Origin of the sequence: Mesorhizobium sp. M6A.T.Ce.TU.002.03.1.1, from assembly GCF_003997275.1 — a bacterium.
GTDB lineage: Bacteria > Pseudomonadota > Alphaproteobacteria > Rhizobiales > Rhizobiaceae > Mesorhizobium > Mesorhizobium mediterraneum.
Genome location: NZ_RZTI01000026.1, coordinates 32303 through 52770, shown reverse-complemented (window position 1 = coordinate 52770; position 20468 = coordinate 32303). Strand labels below are relative to the sequence as shown.

The 20468-nt window shown below is 60.9% G+C and carries 15 protein-coding genes and 1 pseudogene; 12 read left to right on the top strand and 4 right to left on the bottom strand.

Annotated elements, in window-relative coordinates; all coding sequences use genetic code 11:
* The first annotated feature begins 42 nt into the window (after positions 1–42).
* Positions 43–1029: an ATP-binding protein gene (locus EOC93_RS11180; protein ID WP_095488552.1), complete on the top strand. Its 987-nt coding sequence runs from the start codon at positions 43–45 to the stop codon at positions 1027–1029.
* 17 nt (positions 1030–1046) lie between these two features.
* Positions 1047–3514: pseudogene (locus EOC93_RS11175) on the top strand (S8 family peptidase).
* Positions 3515–3728: 214 nt separating this feature from the next.
* Here the strand turns inward: EOC93_RS11175 and EOC93_RS11170 are convergent.
* The 4 genes from EOC93_RS11170 to EOC93_RS11155 are packed head-to-tail and all read right to left on the bottom strand — an operon-like array spanning position 3729 to position 6683.
* Complete coding sequence (locus EOC93_RS11170; protein WP_091595803.1) at positions 3729–5288, bottom strand: E2 ligase fold family C protein; 1560 nt, start codon at positions 5286–5288, stop codon at positions 3729–3731.
* 3 nt (positions 5289–5291) lie between these two features.
* Positions 5292–5780 (bottom strand): Mov34/MPN/PAD-1 family protein, encoded by a 489-nt coding sequence (locus tag EOC93_RS11165; RefSeq protein ID WP_127204628.1) that lies wholly within the window; start codon positions 5778–5780, stop codon positions 5292–5294.
* Entirely contained in the window at positions 5777–6394 is a 618-nt protein-coding gene (locus tag EOC93_RS11160; protein ID WP_091595799.1) for a putative metal-binding protein, read from the bottom strand. The genes EOC93_RS11165 and EOC93_RS11160 overlap by 4 nt, the downstream gene beginning before the upstream one ends.
* A complete protein-coding gene (locus EOC93_RS11155) occupies positions 6387–6683 on the bottom strand; it encodes a DUF2604 domain-containing protein (RefSeq protein WP_024505654.1) in 297 nt (98 codons plus the stop codon). Before EOC93_RS11155 ends, EOC93_RS11160 begins: the two co-directional genes overlap by 8 nt.
* A 922-nt stretch (positions 6684–7605) precedes the next feature.
* Here EOC93_RS11155 and EOC93_RS11150 point away from each other — a divergent pair.
* The 10 genes from EOC93_RS11150 (at position 7606) to trbF (ending at position 20467) form a co-directional block, all read left to right on the top strand.
* Positions 7606–10881 carry a Ulp1 family isopeptidase gene (locus EOC93_RS11150; RefSeq protein WP_245461435.1) on the top strand — a complete coding sequence of 1092 codons (3276 nt, stop codon included), beginning with the start codon at positions 7606–7608 and terminating at the stop codon, positions 10879–10881.
* Between the two features lie 219 nt (positions 10882–11100).
* A complete protein-coding gene (locus tag EOC93_RS11145) occupies positions 11101–13125 on the top strand; it encodes a conjugal transfer protein TraG (protein WP_095520376.1) in 2025 nt (674 codons plus the stop codon).
* A gap of 116 nt (positions 13126–13241) precedes the next feature.
* The gene (locus tag EOC93_RS11140; protein WP_095488561.1) at positions 13242–13655 is read left to right on the top strand and encodes a CopG family transcriptional regulator; all 414 of its coding nucleotides are present in this window, start codon (positions 13242–13244) and stop codon (positions 13653–13655) included.
* The gene (trbB, locus tag EOC93_RS11135) at positions 13652–14620 is read left to right on the top strand and encodes a P-type conjugative transfer ATPase TrbB (RefSeq protein ID WP_127204627.1); all 969 of its coding nucleotides are present in this window, start codon (positions 13652–13654) and stop codon (positions 14618–14620) included. The genes EOC93_RS11140 and trbB overlap by 4 nt, the downstream gene beginning before the upstream one ends.
* Positions 14621–14632: 12 nt before the next feature.
* Positions 14633–14941 carry a TrbC/VirB2 family protein gene (locus EOC93_RS11130; protein WP_024502851.1) on the top strand — a complete coding sequence of 103 codons (309 nt, stop codon included), beginning with the start codon at positions 14633–14635 and terminating at the stop codon, positions 14939–14941.
* A complete protein-coding gene (locus tag EOC93_RS11125) occupies positions 14941–15213 on the top strand; it encodes a VirB3 family type IV secretion system protein (RefSeq protein WP_024502852.1) in 273 nt (90 codons plus the stop codon). The genes EOC93_RS11130 and EOC93_RS11125 overlap by 1 nt, the downstream gene beginning before the upstream one ends.
* Positions 15207–17657, top strand: coding sequence for a conjugal transfer protein TrbE (trbE, locus tag EOC93_RS11120; RefSeq protein ID WP_127204626.1), 2451 nt, complete (start codon positions 15207–15209; stop codon positions 17655–17657). The genes EOC93_RS11125 and trbE overlap by 7 nt, the downstream gene beginning before the upstream one ends.
* The gene (gene trbJ / locus EOC93_RS11115; RefSeq protein ID WP_095488543.1) at positions 17654–18379 is read left to right on the top strand and encodes a P-type conjugative transfer protein TrbJ; all 726 of its coding nucleotides are present in this window, start codon (positions 17654–17656) and stop codon (positions 18377–18379) included. The genes trbE and trbJ overlap by 4 nt, the downstream gene beginning before the upstream one ends.
* Positions 18380–18412: 33 nt before the next feature.
* A complete protein-coding gene (trbL, locus tag EOC93_RS11110; RefSeq protein ID WP_095488542.1) occupies positions 18413–19735 on the top strand; it encodes a P-type conjugative transfer protein TrbL in 1323 nt (440 codons plus the stop codon).
* Positions 19736–20467, top strand: coding sequence for a conjugal transfer protein TrbF (gene trbF / locus EOC93_RS11105; protein ID WP_127204625.1), 732 nt, complete (start codon positions 19736–19738; stop codon positions 20465–20467).
* The last annotated feature ends 1 nt before the right edge of the window (position 20468 follow it).

Below are 20468 nucleotides of genomic sequence, written 5' to 3'. Positions count from 1 at the left end.
GCATGCGCTTCGCCAAGTAAACGGATACCCCAGAAGAGAGCCATGACCACGGCCCGCCATATCGTGACGCTGCTTAAAAGCCACATTGCCGGCGACGAGGATCGTTTCCTCTCTATCGCGATGCAGCTTGCTGCGCATGAGGCACGTCAAGGCCATGGCAAGCTTGCTCAGGAGCTCAAGGATCTGGTCGACGCAGCCAAGAGCAGGGACGCCCGGATTGCCAAGAGCAGTCGGCCGGTTCCCCTTTTTCAGCCAAAGGGCGAGCTCGCAGGGCTCCTGCATGTGCGCTATCCGGACCTGCGACTGACCGACATGATTTTGCCGGACAGTCTGCGCTCGCGCCTGCACCGCGTGCTGGGAGAGCAGCGCCAACAAGCAAGCTTGCGCGAGCACGGGCTTGTTCCCCGTCGCAAACTGCTTCTGGTCGGCCCGCCAGGATCAGGCAAGACGATGACCGCATCGGCATTGGCCGGGGAGCTTCATCTGCCCCTTTTCACGATCGTCCTCGATGGTTTGATCACCAAGTTCATGGGAGAGACTGCCGGAAAGCTGCGGCTTGTTTTTGATGCAATGCAGGCGACGCGGGGCGTCTACTTCTTTGACGAATTCGATGCCATCGGCGCGCGTCGAGGCGAACGCCAGGATGTTGGCGAGATTCGGCGCGTGCTGAATTCGTTTCTGCAGTTTCTCGAGCAAGACGACAGCCACAGCCTGATTATTGCGGCAACAAATCATCCCGAGCTGCTCGACAGAGCTTTGTTCCGCCGTTTCGACGATGTCATCGAATACGCCGTGCCCGATCGGCCGATTATCGAGGCGCTGCTTCGGGCTCGACTCGACCGCTTCGACACCAGAGGGCTTGCCTGGAACGAGGCGATCTCTCAGGCAGAGAGACTGTCGCAGGCCGAGATCACCCGCGCGGCCGACGACGCTGCAAAAACCATCATATTGCGGGGGGGGAAGCGGATCACCTCGGAAGCGCTCATCGACGCTCTGAAGGAACGCCGGCAGGCTTCGCTGTCTGAGTAGCGACAGCACAGATCATAATGGCAGACGATTTTCCGCGCGACCGCGCCCATATCCACCTTCGCAACAACGGCATTCGGGAAGCCTATCGGCGGCCCAACCAACTTATACATGCACCGCCGCTGCCGGCGCGTGATCGGGCGTCGCATGCTGCGGCCTTGACGCAATCCATCGAACAAGCGGTCGAAAGTGCACGCCAGCAGATTGCGGCGCGTGACCCCCAGCTGTCGGTCGGCACGCCTGGCTTTTATCTCGAGATCGATCTGCCCATGTCCGGACGGGCGGCCCTCGACCAGTTGGCCGATCGTCGCCAGCACATGGAGCTGGTCGCCGTCCATGAGCCAACTCAACCCGGTGCTCCCATCACAGCGTCGGTGTTCCTGCCGCAAAGCGCGCAAGCCTATTATTTGCGGAAAGTCGAGGCGTATCGAGACGTTGACACTGACCGCGGCAGACCGCGCAACGAGCCGCTCGTCTCCCGCATGGAGACAGTCAGGCTGGCGACTGCACGATCGTTGTTTACCGACCACGACGACCTCTTCCCCCAGGCCGCTGACGAGCAGGTGTGGTGGGAAGTCTGGCTGCGCGACGGTCGCCGCGAGAACTTCGAGCACATTGCCGAAGCCCTGAACATCACTTTGCGCACGCATGCGGTCAGGTTTCCGGAGCGGGTGGTCATGCTGGCACTCGCCAGCACGGCAATGCTCGACCGCATGATTGCGCACAGCGATGTCGTCGCCGAGCTGCGGCGCGCGAAGGATACGCCGTCCTTCTTCATGGGCCTTGGCGGCGCGGAGCAAAGGGACTGGAGCGACGAGCTTCTCGGGCGCGTCAGACCGCCTCAACCGATATTGCGGTCTGCATTCTCGACAGCGGCGTGCGTCGCACCCACCCGTTGATCGAACCCGCACTTGCCGTTGAAGACTGGCACACCGTCAAACCGGCATGGGGCAGCGACGACACACCTGCGTGGAGCGGCCACGGGACGCGAATGGCAGGTGTCGGCCTGTACGGTGATCTGGTCCCGCTCCTGGTCGGAGGCGATCCAGTTCCATTGCCCTTTCGGCTGGAGAGTGTTCGTATCCTTCCGCCAGAAGACGAGGCAAACGATCCAGAACTCTATGGCGCGATCACCGCGGAAGCGATCGCCCGCGCCGAGGTGCAGGCGCCGGAGCGCCGCCGCGCGATCGCAATGGCTGTGACAAGCGCCAGTCCGGCGCGTGGAAGGCCCACATCGTGGTCTGCCGCTATCGACCAACTCTGTTTCGAAGAGGAACAGCGACGCTTGATCGTTCTCTCTGCCGGCAACATCGGCGATGACCTCATGCCGGCCGAGCATTTGACGCGCAACGATCTGGAAGCAGTCGATGATCCTTCTCAGGCCTGGAATGCGCTGACGGTCGGCGCTTTCACAGAAAAGGTCGATATCATTGACACCGACTTTGCGGGCTACGCTCCGATCGCGCCGGTCGGCGAGCTCTCGCCGCGCAGTCGCACTTCGGTCGTTTGGGACAGGCAGTGGCCGGTGAAGCCCGAGGTCGTCTTCGAAGGCGGCAATCTCGCCCATGACGGTGTGTTGCCTGGCGAGCCGATCGACGATCTGCAGATATTGACCACTTTCTATCGACCCGAACTGCGCCACTTCACCACCCTCGGAGATACGAGCGCGGCAACGGCCCATGCCGCACGGATGGCGGGACTAATTCTATCAGCGCGCCCCGAGCTGTGGCCTGAAACGGTTCGCGCCCTGATCGTCCACTCGGCCGAATGGACTCCGGCGATGCGCGCACGCATCGATGCGTGCAACGGAGCGAAGGGCGAGATCCAGGCGCTCGTGCGGCGCTATGGTTATGGCGTGCCAGATCTTGGGCGCGCGCTTCTGTCAACGGTGAACGACCTCACGCTTATCGTTGAAGATGAGCTTCAGCCTTTCCAGCGCGAGGGCGGCGCGGCTGCCAAAACGCGTGACATGAAGCTGCATCGCCTGCCTTGGCCGAAGGAGCAGCTCGCGGCGCTCGGCGCTGCCCAGGTCGAGCTCCGCGTCACGCTGTCCTATTTCATCGAACCCAACCCCGGTGAACGCGGATGGACCCGCCGGCATCGTTACGCGTCCCATGGTCTTCGGTTCAGAGTAAAGTCAGCGACCGAGACAGTCGACGAATTCCGAGCCCGCATCAATCAGGCCGCTCGGGACGAGGAGGAAGGGGCGCCTGCTGGAGGCGGAGAAGAGTGGCTGCTCGGCACCTTCCGCGATCGCGGCTCGTTGCACGCCGATTTCTGGTCGGGCAGCGCCGCCGATCTCGCCGAGCGTGACGCGATCGGCGTGTTCCCGGTCGGGGGCTGGTGGAAGGAGAAGCCTTACCTGGAACGCGTCGACGCTCTGGCTCGGTACGCCCTGATTGTGACGATTCGGGCGCCTGGGGTCGATGTTGACATCTTCACACCCGTCGAAGCAGCCCTGACTGTCGAGACGTCGGTCGAGACCTGATGCAGCACTGTCCAAACCGGCCAACAACGGAGGTTTGACCAGCCTCTGGTGCCATGGCGGCTGGTGCTGGATCATCACGTCGGCAAGGAGGTGTCAGGGATCATGCGCGGAGGACGATAGGCGGGCAAAGGAGCGGGCCAAGCGTGTCATAATGGCGCCCATGGTCACGCCCACAAGCCGCGCCCCCTGCGTCCACGGAGAGGTGCGCGTCTGCTTAGGCGGCCGAGACATCGCTTACCTGATCAACGGGCTCGCCGTATTTGCGCCTGTAAGCGGCAATGAAATCGTCGTCGCTACAGATGCAGCGGCCGCTGGAGTCCTTGGCCTTCGGATCGTGCAAGTGAGAGCCAAGGGGGCGCAGAAGATTCACCCGAGTGCTCGTCGTCGGGCTCATGGGAAACCCCGCACTATGTTTGACCAAATCCGCGGCAAGCATAATCCCGGCAAGCACCGACTGAAAGGCCATCGGAACGACAGTTCGAACGCGGCGACTTCCTTCGCTAAGCTGGAACACCAGACCGCCGCAGATAGCCTGCTGATAAAAGGAGCGCAGGGGCTGGCCGACAAACGGGGCTAGCGGTTCAAACGGCACAGCCATCGCTGTAGCCACGCGAACTACAAAGTCGTTGGGAACTCCGGCATTGGTCTGCAGGAGCGTTTTCACCTGCTCGTGTGCTTCCGGTATTCCGAGTTCCTCGGCAATCAGCTGGTGCTCGTCCTTGGATTTTCCGGATGGCAGGTACATGCAACAAAGGCAAGCCTGGCCGTCATCGAAACCATGCCGGGAGATACCGAGATCGTGCTCCTGCGTCCAAGCGTTTGCGATCCATCGCGGCAGTGCACCTTGGACAGCCAGACGGTCGGCGGCGGTGTCAAGCGCCACACCCACTTGGTCGAAGACCCAATTGCCCCGGCGCGCAACATATTCTGCCCACGTCAGAGGGTGCGCCTCGACCTCAAGGGCAGTCGATCTAAGGGCGGTGGCTGCAAGAACCGCCTTGGACATACCAATCTCCGCCTGGCCGGCCAATGCGTAGCGCTGCAGGTTTGAGAGTTCGATCGCTTCGTGATCGATTACATGCAGACGACCCTTGAGATCGGGTTGTCTCGCTAGCGCCCAAAGCGAGCCATGGCCTATCGCACCGAGCCCAACGAGGTGGGTTTCGCCAAGGTCGACTGGAAAGTCGATCGGGCCAGCCTCCCCGGCTTTGGTCTTGTCGTAGCTGCATAGCGAGAGGTCGATGGTTTCGTCCAACTCGGCGCCGGTCAACTGGGCGGCGAAGATAGTTCGAAAGACGTTGGCGGCGCCGAAGCAACTGGCGGCGCCAGCTCCATAAGGCAGCAGACTTGGGCCAGAGCCCACCGGGTCCGTACGCGACAGCTTTGCCGCCCAACCGTCCGATCCCACGAAAAAGATCGGGCACCGGAGTGATGGGCGCGTTACCCCTGCAACGACGCAGACGGTGGCAGACTTGCCGGAACGCCGGATGCCGACTTTTGGATTGATCGACTTTGCCAAGCGCTCCAGCGCTTGGGCTTGAGAGCTCGCCGCGCTGTCCAGCGGGAGTATCGCCAGAACCGGGTAGAGCCTAGCGAGCAATCTCACCGCAAGATCTAATGTCGCCTGGCCTTCGGCGCAGGAAGCGGCCTGATGGTCGAAGGCGACTGCCACGACCTGCTTTTCAAGAGCTGCTTTGAAGTCTCCCAGATGAAAATCGGCCAGGACCTGAGATGCCGCCGTGGCGGCGCGATCGATGAAGTTAGCGAATGCCATTGTTCAACTCGATATCATGATCATTCGCGACAGTGCCGCGGGAGGGAGCGCATTCCATTTGGCCTTTTCGTCAAGCCGATAGGCGGCGACCCGAGCAAAATCGAAAGGCTCGCGGGCGAAATTCGGCACCACCAGCGACAGACACCCAACCGTGGTAGCAACCGCATAAGCGTCGTCCGTCGTCGAATGGTAGGCGCGGCCCGGATGGCTGTGAATCTGGGCCAAGAGTTTCAGGCCGCTTTTGTAGAGCCAGACATTGAGCCGGTGCAGTTCTTCGGCCGCAACGATCACGCAAACGCCATCGTTTGTTCGAATGTGACGCTGCGCCGGGATAACCGTCTCTGTTACGGCAAAGTGCCGGTCTTCCTGAACGCCGACCCAAAGTGCCATCCCCTCATTGCCCTCGCGACCAACTGAGCGCAGATGCCCATGCGTGGTCGAGATGCAGCCGAGCGGGAGAGTCACGATCGTTACATCTCTCAAACCAGTCATTCTTGTATCGCCTGAGGGGATACCACCATTCCTACGATTGTCGGTTGGAGTTGAATCTGCAACTGCTCTATAGGAACGATTCCGTACTTGATGATCTTGTCCAGGATGAAGGCCAAACAGCCTTCGCCAGAACCCCGATGAAGTAGCCATGGATCACCTGAATGGGCTGGATTGTCGTGGTATTCCCGGACGCCCGCCATGCACAGGAATGGTTCGTCCTCGGGACTGTTGGCCTGGATGAAGTCCGTCAGCGGCACGGCGTTCTGCTGGATGAGAGCTCCTATCATCTCTGGCGGCGTTCCGGGCAGCGGCGGACGTCTAAGCATTTTCAGGTATAGATCTTTCCGGGCAATCGGATCACGCGTAAACGGATCGACGAAGACCACGGACGGTGGTCTTAAGTCGTAGTCGGTGAAGTCGACCTCGCTCGCTGCGCTGACCACCCGTGGCTTTAACTTGGGGCTGGCGAAAATGAAGAAAGCGCGCGGAAAAGTCGCCTCGATCAAGAAGCAGCCCTGAGCCCGATAGACATCAGCATATGGCCGGAACCGGCCGATCTCCCGATCAAACTTCGCTCGGGAGACCTCCGGATCCACACTTTGGGGTTTAGGCACCTGCGACGCCCGCCTTCAGGCTGAGGAACAGGGTCACAGTATTCGGGAAACCAAAATCGCCAAGCTTCTTGTCGACGTCGAGCAAGTTGCCGGCCTCATCCTTGAATTCCCAATTCTCGGCTGGTTGGGCGACATTCTGCGTGTTCTCAAGGGCTTTGGTACGAATGACGTGAAGCGGCTGGTTGGGATTGGCTTCGACCTGCGTGGGCTGGCCGTTCACCACCACCGTGATCTCGATCTTGCCCGGTCCGCCGCCGTGATTATCGCCCTTACCCGAATCCTTCGACATTGTCCTACTCCTGTGGCTTGCCAACCGCCCCACGCCCTGGCACCCACCTGCGAGTGAGACCGGCGGTCTTCAATCGTTCACCCGGCGCCACGGCCGCGAGTACGCGAAAGACAGGGGATAAGCTACCGAATCGGTGCTTGCCTTCTTTTATGGGTGACTTGAGCCGCAAGTAAATGGTCTCAAATTGCTCCTCACAACTATAATCGATTAGAGCAATGCGAAAATATTGGCGACACGCCTATTCATCTGCTCTCTCACTCGCCTGCTCCGTGCTCGGCAAGGGGAGCTTTGATCTGCGTCACGCGTCCCCAAGCAGCTGATTGCGCCGGCAGCGCCATAGGAACCGTCGTTCAGAGTCTTCACCACTCAAGCACCCGCATGGATGCATGCCGACGCTCGTCTCCACAAAACAGCGCAAGTGGTGCCTTGTTGGATAAGGTCGCCTCGTACCTGGTGCAGCATCTCTCGGAACGCATGCCGCTGCGAGACCAGGCCTCATCATCGCGTCACATAGGAGCTGAAGCTTTCCGGATCGGGTATCCAATCGGCATCCAGTTGCTCGGCGATATGGTTGAATTCTGCCCTCAGGACAAGAGTGAGTAGAGCAGCCCCGCTACGAAAATCCCATCCTGGTTCGTTTGACGCATCGACTATTCAGATTGATTGGCGTGATACCCGGCGCGGCCGCAACACGCGAGGCCGTCAACCGCTGAGCAGAAAACCAGCCTTCGCCTTCCGCGGCGGCGGACCTCGTCAGCCTCTCGAAAGCTTGCCTGAGTAGGTTGCTCATGTGATCTGTGGAAGTGAGGATAGCGTGCACCCGTACAAACTAGACATTCATCGTGGCAGCTTGGCTGCAGGTGCAGCACGCCGTACCGCACGAGCAAGCGGACAGGCCGGCCAAGCCGGTTTTGAGCAGCACTTGGGCGAACTGCAGGCGGCGGACGAGTTGATGGGTGCGCCAGGCGAGGAGGTCCTCGTCAATGGCTCGCATGGTAAAGGTGAGTTGAGACCAACGAAGAGGCAGAGGATCCAAAGCAATCTGCAGCATGCTGTCACTGAGCGGCAACCAGGTGAGGTTGGCAACTCAGGCGCTCGCGTGATGATGCAACTCCCCACCCATCAGGTGGGTACATCGGAACGGGAGGCGCAACTTGTGATGCAGGGGGACGAGCACGAATACACCCCAGCACCGCATCTCGACGGGTCGATGCCCTCGACAGTGCAGCCGGATCGTCCAATTGTGGTCCCCGACGGTGCCGACAAGCGTCCTGTTTATTCCAACGATGCCACCGCCATCGAAGGGCTGAAGTCAGCACTCCTTGCGGGTAAAGCCAGGCCGGACACGGTCACTCGCAGCACAAATTCTCTTTTCGGCTTTAGTCGTTGGCTCTTTCAAAACAACAAGCCAGGGCTTGCTGCTCGGCTTTACCATCCGTCGCTGAGCCAGGATCTCGAGGAGTACGAGAGTAGGGGTGGTTCCTCCACCGTGGCTGGCGCACTGCGTCAATTGATGAAGTCGATGGGCGGAGCCGGCCCGATTGTGGGTCGCGCTGTCCTGAACCCCCATCCTGACGACGCCGCGCTCACCAGACATTTCAGATCCGCGAGCGGCTACGCAACTGCTCTTAACCATTTCAGTCATTACCTACGTCAAAATGACAAGCTCGGAATTGCGGGTCGCATTTACGATAAATCGCTGGATAAAGATGTTGAGAGCTACAAGGCCGCCTCCTCTAATGGTGGAGCTCCGATCGAATCTGCGCTGGTTTATCTCCGCAAGAACCCGCCGCGCGTTATACTCGGGAATCATCTGGAAAACGCGGTCAGCATGGAGGCTCGTCCCCGTGGCGACGCTGCTCAGCATACCGCACCACAGCAGGGATTCGATTGGCCAGAGGAGCTCCTGCCGGTAGGTTATAAGGAGGGCACCGATCTACCATTGTCTCTCGCCCCAACCGCGCACCAACACCAAGCGCCCGACTTTGGAGAGGCCGTCCCTCACTTGAACTGGCGCCACGGCGACCAGGGCGCCCCGGAGGAGCTGGTAGCTGCACGGGACAGGAGCAGCCCGCTGCCAAGCGAGGCGGTGCCACATAAATCTGGACGGGGACTCGCTACGCAGCCCAGATTGTGGGCGGAGAAATCCGCCTCGCCAGAGCTCTTTCGACGGCGGGCGGAGCAGGCTCTGCCGGCGTCCGCCAGAGGTGTGGAGACATCCTCCGCGGTTGATGAAGCCGCGCAGGCCGCTCGCCAAGCTTTGGCTTGGTTGCAGCAGGAGATGGAGGGGATCGAACCGATGCAGGATCCTCATAAGGTGGCTACACCGGAATGTGAGGCGCAGCTCGTCAGGCAGAGGGATGAGCACGAATCCACCCCAGCACCGCATCCCGGAGGTGGTGGGTCGATGCCCTCGACAGTGCAGCCGGATCGTCCAATTGTAGTCCCCGACGGTGCCGACAAGCGTCCTGTCTATTCCAACGATGCGACCGCTATCGAAGGGCTGAGGGCAGCATTCCACGCGGGTAAGGCCAAAGCGAACACGGTCACTTACAATGTAAATTCTCTTTTCGGCTTTAGTCGGTGGCTCCTTCAAAACAACAAGCCAGGGTTTGCTGCTCGGCTTTACCATTCGTCGCTGGATCAGGATCTCAAGGAGTACGAGAGTACGGGTGGTTCCTCCACCGTGGCTGGCGCACTGCGTTACCTCAAGAAGTCGACAGGCGGAGCCCAGATTATGGCTCGCCCTGTCGTGATCCCCTATCCTGACGATGCCGAGCTCATTAGAAATTACAGAGCCGCTTCGACCAAGGAGTACCTGGCAGCGCCTGCGACCGGACGGAATCCAGATACCGTGGGCGGCTATACAAATTTTCTTAGACATTTTAGTCAGTACCTGCGTCAAAATAACAAGCTTGGGATTGCGGCTCGGATTCACGACAAATCGCTGGATAAAGATGTTGAGAGCTTCAAGGCTGTCTCCTATGGTAATAGGCTAAGTATCAGTTCTGCATTGGCTCACCTCCGGGATATCCTGCCGCGCATTGTGCTCGGGCGCGAAACTGTCCTTTCTGCTCATCCGGCAGACGCAGTCACCAGGCGCGTTGGGGCCGCTGCTGAAGCTGGGCCAGCGGCACCGGCAAGAGCTCCCCAACCCGCCTCGCCAGCAACCGCTAGGCTGCCAGGCACCTACCGCGGCCTTCCACTGGTTGATGTGACCACACTGACTACCAGTTCCTCTGGGGCTCAGATCGGGGCGCTCGATCCGACAGCCCCGTCCAACGTTGCAACGGGGCGGGTGCTCGGCGCCGCCGAATGGCTGAGCGACGCCCATATCCAGAGAGATTACAATTTGCTGGAGGGGCAACTGCAGGGGATCAATCCGGCGCTCGCTGCCCGGACTCGGCTGGTGGATCCTTCCGTATCCCATCTACTGCGACACACGTCGCCGCAAGACGCTCGAGGCATATTGCAGTCCATCTATAATCAAAACAACGCCACAGCCGACTTCCTGTTCTTGCCAGTGAATAATGGTACGGCTACTAGCCCCGGCACCCATTGGTCGCTGCTGCTCGTTGATCGCCGCGACCCGGAAAGGCGGTTCGCCTATCACTACGACTCCCTCCAGCGAGAGGGATATAACGACGTGCCTGCAAAACAGCTCGCAGGACTGCTGAATGCCACCTTGGCGCCAGCCCCCATGGCCAGACAGACGAACCATTATGATTGCGGCGTATTTGTCCTGGAGGGCACGTGGGCGCTGGTTGAACGATTGGTGAAAGGGCAGCGGCCAGACCACGAGCCGCTGCCCCTCGACAACCTCGTTGCCGATCGGCAGGCGCTGCAAGACCGGCTAAGGAGGCGCTTGCCGCACGAGGAAGAGCCGCGGCAGCTGCTGGAGGATGAACCCGCCTCCCCACCGATGATGGCATTCGAGCCAGGGGAACTGCGGCAACTGTTGGAAGACGAGCCTGCCTCCCCACCAATGATGGCGTTCGAGCCAGGGGAACTGCGGCAACTGTTGGAGGATGAACCCGCTTCCCCACCGATGATGGCGTTCGAGCCAGGGGAACTGCGGCAACTGTTGGAAGACGAGCCTGCCTCCACTTGGGCACAAATCAATTCGACCCCACATGCGCGAGCGGACGGTGTTCATCAGCCAGCCCAGGCGCCGTGGCTCCCTGAACGCAGAAGATAACTTTGCGGAGGAGCGGTCACGCAACTGTCGGCGGCGCCGGGCCTCAGGGTGAATGGAAAGGATGGAGTGGCGGATGGTGTCGCGTGAAGGCGCAACACGCGTGCTGACCGACCTGCATACGTAGGAAGTCGTTCATTGCTCCCAAATCGTATGTGAGGAACATTCCTGTCCCGGCTGCGCCGCGCGATGCTAGGTCGCGTTGTTCAGCGGGCCAAGCCGATGACACCTACGAAGCTACTGATCGGGCAGATCGCCGTTGTGTGCGCAATTGTCATTATCGGCGTATGGACGGCAACCCAATGGTGCGCTCAAATGCTGACCTACCAGACGCCTCTCGGCGCACCATGGTTTCTCTTCGCCGGCTGGCCAATCTACAAGCCGTGGAAGCTGTTTGAATGGTGGTTCCACTTCGATGCTTATGCGCCGGAGGTCTTCGACAAAGCCGGTACGCTTGCAGGCGCCAGCGGATTCCTGGGCTGTGCCGCCGCAATCGCTGGCTCGCTTTTGCGCGCGCGACAGCGCGGGTCGGTTACGACCTATGGGTCTTCACGGTGGGCCACGACTCATGAGGTCGAGACGGCAGGGTTGTTACGGCCGGCGGGCGTTTTCCTCGGTAGGCTGAACGATCGCTATCTGCGCCATGACGGCCCGGAGCACGTCATGGCATTTGCGCCGACGCGTTCGGGCAAGGGCGTGGGGCTGGTTGTTCCAACGCTACTTTCCTGGACCGGGTCTGCCATCATTCATGATATAAAAGGCGAAAATTGGCAGTTGACCTCCGGCTGGCGGTCGAAATTCTCGTACTGCCTTCTGTTCAATCCGACCGACCCGAGATCGGCACGCTACAACCCGCTGCTGGAGGTGCGCAAAGGCCCAGATGAGATCCGGGACGTTCAAAACATCGCCGACATCCTCGTCGATCCCGAGGGCGCGCTGGAGCGACGGAACCACTGGGAGAAGACCAGCCATTCACTCCTAGTTGGCGCCATTTTGCACGTGCTCTACGCTGAAGAGGACAAGACGCTGGCCCGCGTCGCCACCTTCCTGTCGGACCCGCAACGCTCGTTTGCCGCAACGCTACGGCGGATGATGACGACAAACCATCTCGGGACGGGGCATAACCCTCAGGTCCATCCCGTAGTGGCCTCGGCGGCTCGCGAACTCCTGAACAAGTCGGAAAACGAGCGCTCAGGCGTCCTCTCGACCGCCATGTCCTTTCTCGGGCTTTATCGTGATCCAACGGTCGCGGCGGCCACTTCGTCCTGCGACTGGCGCATCGCTGACCTAGTGGGTGGAGAGCGACCGCTGTCGCTCTATCTGGTCGTGCCGCCTTCGGATATCTCGCGCACCAAGCCTTTGGTGCGACTGATCTTGAACCAGATCGGCAGGCGGTTGACGGAGCGTCTGGAGGGGGACCCGAAGAAGAGCCGTAAGCATCAGCTGCTCATGATGCTGGACGAGTTTCCGGCGCTCGGTCGCCTCGACTTCTTCGAAACGGCGCTCGCCTTCATGGCAGGTTATGGCATTCGCTCCTATCTGATCGCACAATCTTTGAACCAGGTTTCAAAGGCCTATGGCGAGAACAATGCTATTCTCGACAATTGCCACGTGCGAATTGCCTTTTCCTCCAATGACGAACGCACGGCCAAGCGCATCTCGGATGCCCTCGGCACCGCAACCGAACTTAGGTCGATGCGCAACTATGCGGGCCATCGGCTTGCGCCCTGGCTTTCACATGTCATGGTGAGCCGCCAGGAAACCGCGCGCCCGCTCCTGACGCCAGGCGAGGTGATGCAATTGCCGCCGTCAGACGAATTGGTCCTGGTTTCTGGGTTGCCGCCGATCCGCGCCAAGAAGCTGCGCTATTATCAGGATCAGAATTTCACAGATCGGGTGCTGCCTGCGCCGGTGCTGCACGACGGGCCCTATGCGGACTGCCCTGCATCACGCCCGGACGGCTGGACTGGACAAGTGTGCAGCGTCGATAGCCGACTTGCTGCGGACGAGGAAAGCGCCGACGCGCCAGTTGAAGACGAGGGAGGCGTTCAGCAGCAACGCCATCCAAGCCTGCCCGAAGAAGACGTTGTTGTCTCTCAAGAGCCCGATCAGGCCGATCTGTACAAGCCCGCAGACGATGACAGCGAAGCGCTCGCGGACAAGCGTGTCATGGATCGGATTTCCACTGCGGCCCGCGCCTACGGTATCAACGAGGGCAGGGGCGACGATGTCATTCCCGGCTTCTGAAGTCCGCTGAGTTGCAGAGCGCACCTCAGCGTAGATAACGGCCATAAGCAATTTTGAGCGTCTGGCCGATGCTTCTCCCGTCGCCGGCGCAACGCCGGGCCGTCGGAACGAGCCGCATGAAGCCGCACCGCATTCGCCATCAGTTTCTGCTTGAGCCGGAGCTCAGCGAGAAACTGGACAACCTCAGTCGCGATCCGTCAACGACCAAATCAGCGATCGTGGCGAAGGCGATCGAGGCGTTCATCGAGCGGCGTGGCGAGAGCGAGTTCGATCGGCGCTACGGCGTAAGGCTTGACCGGCTCTCCCGCGATCTTGCCCACGTCAGGCGCGATTCCGAGGTGATCCTGGAGAGCCTGGCGCTCTTCATCCGCTTTTCGATCACCCTTCATGCCCACACGCCGGTCCCGGATCGGGCAACGCAGGCTATTGCCCAAGAGCGTTTCGAGAAATTCGTTGAGAAGGTCGGCCGCCAGATCGCTTCCGGCAAAAAGTCGCTTAGCAAAGACAATGGTGGGGGAGGGGAAGGATGAGCTCTCATCCCGAGGCCGACCACCGGCGGCGTGTCATGCTACGCACCGCCATGGGTCAGGCAATCACCGAAGCCCTGGCCGATCCGTCCGTCATCGAGGTGATGGTCAATCCCGACGGCGCGCTGCGACTCGACCGGTTAGGCGAAGGTCGGGTCGATCCCGACGTTCACATGCACCCGTCCGAGGCAGAACGTATCATCCGCCTGGTTGCTTCGCACGTGCGCGCCGAGGCGCACGCCGACAACCCGATCGTCAGTGCCGAATTGCCGTCTGGCGAACGCTTCGAAGGCCTGCTGCCACCTGTGGTGTTGGCGCCATGTTTTGCCATCCGCAAGCCCGCCGCGAAAGTCTACACCCTGGCCGACTATGTTGCCGAACGCATCATGCTGCCGCTGCAGGCCGATGCGCTGAAAAAGGCCGTCCGCGAGCGGCGCAACATGCTGATCGCCGGCGGCACTTCCTCGGGGAAGACAACACTCGCCAACGCTCTGCTGGCTGAAGTCGCCGAATGCGACGATCGGGTGATCCTGATCGAGGACACACGCGAACTGCAGTGCGCGGCCAGGGACTGCGTTGCCCTGAGAACGAGGCGGGGCTCGGTCACCCTTGCCGATCTCGTGCGCTCGACGCTGAGGCTCAGGCCGGACCGCATCATCGTGGGCGAGGTGAGGGGCGCGGAAGCGCTCGACATGCTGAAGGCATGGAACACCGGGCACCCAGGCGGCATCGCTACCGTACACGCCAATTCCGCGCGCTCGGCTCTCTATCGCATTGAGCAACTCGCCCAGGAAGCGGTGGTCACCGTTCCCCGCCGGCTCATCGCTGAGGCGATAGATCTGATCGTCTTTATAGCGGGACGCGGCTCGTCGCGCCACATCGACGCAATCGCCGAGGTCACCGGTCTCGACGGCAGCGGCGATTACGCCGTTGCCCCGCTCACGCTTTCGCAACTCCAGCAGCTTTGAAAGGCCTTCCTCATGCGCAAGAAGCTTCGCTTTCTTTCGTCCACAGCGCTCGCGTTTCTTATCACGGCCCCGGTTTATGCGGCCGGCTCCGGCATGCCGTGGGAGCAGCCGCTGCAGCAGATCCTGGAGTCCGTGCAGGGACCGGTCGCCAAGATCGTTGCGGTGATCATCATTATCACCACCGGCCTGACGCTTGCCTTCGGCGACACCGCCGGTGGTTTTCGGCGCCTGATTCAGATCGTCTTCGGTCTGTCGATCGCCTTCGCGGCATCGAGCTTCTTCCTCTCCTTCTTCTCCTTCGGTGGTGGGGCGCTCGTCTGATGGCCGCCGGGGAGCAGCATATCGAGGGCTTCGCAGTACCGGTCCACCGGGCGCTGACCGAGCCGATCCTGCTCGGCGGGGCTCCGCGCGCGGTGGCGATCCTCAACGGTACAGTGGCCGCGGCCATTGGCTTCGGCTTGCAGCAATGGATTGCTGGTCTGGTGCTTTGGATCGCGGGCCACTCGTTAGCGGTCTTTGCCGCAAGACGCGATCCGGACTTCGCCAGCGTGCTTGTGCGCCACCTACGTCTGAAGGGGTGGCTTGCATGCTGAACCTTTCGGAATATCGAAGCAAAGCCGACCGGCTTGCCGACCATCTACCCTGGGCTGCCTTGGTGGCGCCCGGCATCGTGCTCAACAAGGACGGCAGCTTTCAGCGGACGTTGCGGTTCCGCGGCCCGGATCTCGAAAGTGCGACGGAGGCTGAACTCGTCGGCATTTGCGCCCGGGCGAACAATGCTCTCAGACGCCTTGGCTCTGGCTGGGCATTGTTCTTTGAGGCCGAGCGCATAGAAGCGCTGGGCTATCCGAACTCGCATTTTCCTGACGCCGCGTCGTGGCTGGTCGACGAAGAACGCCGCGCTGCTTTCGAGGGGAAGGTAGCGCACTACGAGAGCCGCTATCATCTGACCTTGGTGTTTATGCCACCGCCGGACGCCCAGGCGCGCGCAGAAAGCGCGCTCGTCGACTCTCATTATTCCCAAGGAGAAAGAGACTGGCGCCAGGATCTGGCGAGGTTCCGTGACGAGACCAACCGCGTGCTCGATCTCTTCTCGGGTTTCATGTCCGAAGTACGCGTCCTCGATGATGCTCAGACGCTGACCTACCTCCACGGCACGATTTCGCCTCGCCGCCATCCTATCATGGCCCCCGAAACGCCGATATATCTGGATGCAATACTGGTCGATGCGCCGCTTACCGGTGGCCTGGAGCCGATGCTGGGTGAGCAGCATCTTCGCACACTGACCATCCTCGGCTTTCCGAACCTCACCCGGCCCGGGATCCTCGATACCCTCAATCATCAGGATTTCGCCTATCGCTGGATGACGCGCTTCATTCCGCTCGAGAAAACGGAAGCCACGAAGACGCTGACGCGGTTGCGCCGGCAGTGGTTTGCCAAGCGCAAATCGATCGTGGCAATCCTACGCGAGGTCATTACCAACGAGCCGGTCCCGCTTGTCGATAGCGATGCCGACAACAAGGCGCTCGATGCCGACGAAGCCCTTCAGGCATTGGGCGGCGATCATGTGAGCTTCGGCTATCTCACCACCACCGTGACGGTGTGGGGCGAGGATCGCCAAGCCGCTGCAGAGAAGCTTCGCGCGGTCGAGCGCATCATCAATGGGCTCGGCTTCACCACGATCCGAGAAGGCGTCAATGCGGTCGAGGCTTGGCTCGGCTCATTGCCTGGCCATGTCTACGCTAACGTTCGCCAACCGCTCGTTCATACATTGAACCTTGCCCATCTCATGCCGCTGTCGTCGGTTTGGGCCGGTCCTGCGACAAACGAGCATCTCGCTAAAGTCACCCAAACCGAAGCGCCACCGCTTTTCGTTGCCGAGACCAGTGGGTCGACACCGTTTCGGCTTTCCACCCACGTCGAAGATGTCGGCCACATGCTGGTTGTTGGTCCGACCGGCGCCGGCAAGTCGGTTCTGCTTGCTCTGATTGCTCTGCAGTTCAGGCGCTATGCCGGCGCCCAGGTTTATGTCTTCGACAAAGGCAATTCGGCCCGTGCTGCAACACTTGCCATGGGTGGAGAACACCACGCGCTAGGAGCGGACGGTTCCCTTGCCTTTCAGCCACTGCGCAGCATCAACGACCAGGCTAGCCGAAGCTGGGCGGCCGAATGGATCGCCAGCCTTGTTGCCCACGAGAACGTCACCGTCACGCCGGAGGTGAAGGAGGCTATTTGGTCAGCGCTGGCCAGCCTTGCCACCGCGCCGGCGCAGGAACGCACACTGACCGGTCTTTCGGTCCTGCTTCAATCCAATGCGCTGAAGACCGCATTGATGCCCTACACGCTCGACGGTCCCTTCGGCCGCCTGCTCGATGCCGATCATGATGGGCTGGCCTTGTCGGATGTGCAGTGTTTCGAGACCGAGGAGTTAATGCACAGCCAAGGCGCTTTGCTGCCGGTGCTTACCTATCTGTTCCAGCGACTTGAGGAACGGTTCGACGGACGGCCCACGCTGATCATGCTCGACGAGGCGTGGGTCTATCTCGACAATCCGCTGTTCGCCGCCCGCATCCGCGAATGGCTGAAGGTGCTGCGAAAGAAGAACGTGTCGGTTGTCTTCGCTACGCAGTCGCTGGCTGATATCGCGGGCTCTGGCATAGCGCCGGCAATCATCGAAAGCTGCCCGCAGCGCATTTTCCTTCCCAATGATCGTGCCGTGGAACCCCAGGCGCGCACAGCCTACGAGCGCTTCGGTTTAAGCGAGCGGCAGATCGAATTGATCGCCCGCGCCACGCCGAAGCGTCAGTATTATCTGCAATCGCGCCGCGGCAACCGTCTGTTCGAGCTCGAGCTTGGCCCCATCGCTCTTGCGCTTTGCGGTGCTTCCGATCCGGCCACGCAGACTCTGATCGACAGGATCATGTCCGGAGACGGGCAAGGCAGCTTTGCCTCGCAGTTCCTGATCGCGCGCGGCCTCGATTGGGCCGGCGAACTTCTCAAGCAATTCCCTCAACCAGACAAGGAGCAATTAGCATGATGCGGCGACGCCTTCTCTCCGGCCTGATCACCGTTTCCCTGATCGCCAAGCCTATGGCCGACTATGTGCAGCCCGCCTACGCCCTTATCGTGTTCGATCCGTCCAATTATGCGCAGAACGTGCTGACGGCCGCGCGCGCATTGGAGCAGATCAACAACCAGATCCAGTCGCTGCAGAATCAGGCGACCATGCTGCAGAACATGGCGCGCAATCTTCAGCGTCTGGATTTCTCTTCCGTTGGCCAACTCACCGGTTCGCTCCATCGCATCGACGGCTTGATGGACCAGGCGAGTGGCCTCAGCTTTGATCTGGGCAAGCTTCAAGACCAGTGGCGCAGCCAATATCCGGAAAGCTACGACGCCACGATCAAGGTCAGCGATGTGGCGAGTGCTGCGCGCGAGCGTTGGCAAACCGCCATGCAGGCGTTCCGCCAGACCATGGGGGTCCAGTCGCAAATCGTCGAGAACGTCCGCGCCGACGGCGATCTGCTCGCCGATCTCGTCAACCGCAGCCAAGGGGCGGCCGGTGCGCTTCAGGCAAGCCAGGCCACCAACCAGCTGATGGCGCTTTCGACAAAGCAGCAGATGCAGATCCAGACGCTGCTCGCAACGCAGTTTCGAGCTGAGGCCGAGGATGCCGCCCGCAAGGCCCAGTCAGAGGAAGCCGCCCGCGAGATGACGAAGCGATTCTTGGGTACCGGCTCGGCTTATCCCGGCAATTAATCACGAGTTCATCACGACGAGGAAGGCAGCGGCATGAACGACCTTGGCGTCATCGATCGCTTCATGGAGACCTTCATCCGCTACATCGACAGCGGGTTCGGTCTGCTATCGGGCGACGTCGCCTTCCTCACTACCATTCTGATCGGCATTGACATCACACTTGCCGGCCTGGCGTGGGCGCTCGGCGACGAAACCAGCGTTCTCGGCCGGCCTGTCCGCAAGGTGCTCTATGTTGGCGTCTTCGCCTTCATCCTGAACAATTTCAAGAACCTCGCCGATATCGTTTATCGTTCTTTTGCCGGTCTCGGGATTAAGGCGTCGGCCGGCAATCTGTCGGCAGACAATCTCTTGCGCCCGGGCCGCATTGCCGCGACCGGTTTCGAAGGTGCTTGGCCAATGCTTGACCAAGCCAGTCAGCTCCTGGGCTTCCCGGAAATCTTCGGCAACGCACTGACCATCTTCGTGCTGCTGATGGCCTGGTTCCTGGTCATCATCGCCTTCTTCATCCTTTCCATCCAGCTTTTCATCACCATCCTTGAGTTCAAGCTCACCACGCTGGCAGGTTTTGTTTTGGTTCCATTCGCACTTTGGAACCGTTCAGCCTTCCTGGCCGAACGCGTGCTCGGCCATGTTATCTCGTCAGGCATCAAGGTGATGGTGCTCGCCGTCATTGTCGGCATCGGCTCCACGCTCTTCGGGGAGTTCGCTTCCGCATTGCAAGGCAAGGAGCCGGATCTGGCCGCTGCCATGTCCCAGGTACTGGGCGCACTGGCACTGCTTGGCCTTGGCATTTTTGGGCCGGGGATCGCGTCGGGTCTTGTCTCAGGCGCACCGCAGCTTGGCGCGGGCGCCGCCCTCGGCACGACCGCGGCGGCAGCGGGTGTATCACTCGTTGCTGGAGGCACGGCATTTTCTGGCGCGCGTATGGCAACCAGCGGCGGTCTCGCCGCCATCCGCGCCGGCACAACAATGGGATCGGCTGCTTCCACGTCCTGGCAGATCGGGCGCGCAACCTCGCCCGACGTTGGCCTCTCCGGTGTGGCTGCTGGAATGCATGGTGTAACCAGTGCCGCTGGCGGCGCCGCTATACGCGTAGCGCGATCCGCCACTGCAAGTGTTGGGCGCAACGCCGATGCCGGGCGCGATGCCGCGTGGACCGCGACCGGCGGCACGCCGACCGCGTCAATGACCGAACGCTCTGCCGGTTCGGCCACTGTTTCGGCGCCGACGTGGGCAAGGCGCCTACGTTCTGAACAGACCGCCCGTGCACATCGCCACGCTGCCATGCAAGCTGTCCGAGACGGAGACCGGCCGGGAGGCAGCGCCAACCCCTCTCTCAACGACAAGGATGACTAGATGCTCTTCAAGCGACCCGTGCACCGTTACGGCAAAACACCCGAACCGGTCACGCCCTATCAAAAAGCCGCCCAGCTGTGGGACGAGCGCATCGGCTCATCTCGACTGCAGGCCAGGAACTGGCGGCTCATGGCCCTTGGGTGCCTGGCCTTGGCGACCGGACTTTCCGGCGGACTCGTATGGCAGTCGATGCAAAGCCGTGTCGTGCCTTACGTCGTCGAGGTCGATGGCATCGGCGAGACGCGCGCCGTCGCGCCGGCAATCCGGAATTATGAGCCCTCGGATGCTCAGATCGCCTGGCATCTCGGCCGCTTCATCCAGAATGTCCGTTCCGTTTCCACCGATCCGGTTTTGGTACGGCAGAACTGGTTGGCAGCTTACGACTTTGCTAGCGATCGCGCAGCGCTCTTCCTCAACGAATACGCCAAGGCGAACGACCCCTTCGGTCAGATCGGAACGCGCAGTGTCTCGGTACAGGTCACCAGCGTGGTCAGGGCCTCCGAAAGTTCATTCCAGGTCAAATGGACCGAGCAGGTGTTTGAGCGCGGAAGCCTTGCCAGCACGATGCGCTGGACTGCGATCCTCACGATCGTGATCCGCTCGCCAAGCAATACGGATCAGCTGCGCAAGAATCCGCTCGGCGTCTTCATCAACGCCATTGACTGGTCACGCGAGCTCGACAGCGCCGTCCCACCCCCCCTTTCTCCGACGGAGTCCACCAATGAAAGATAAA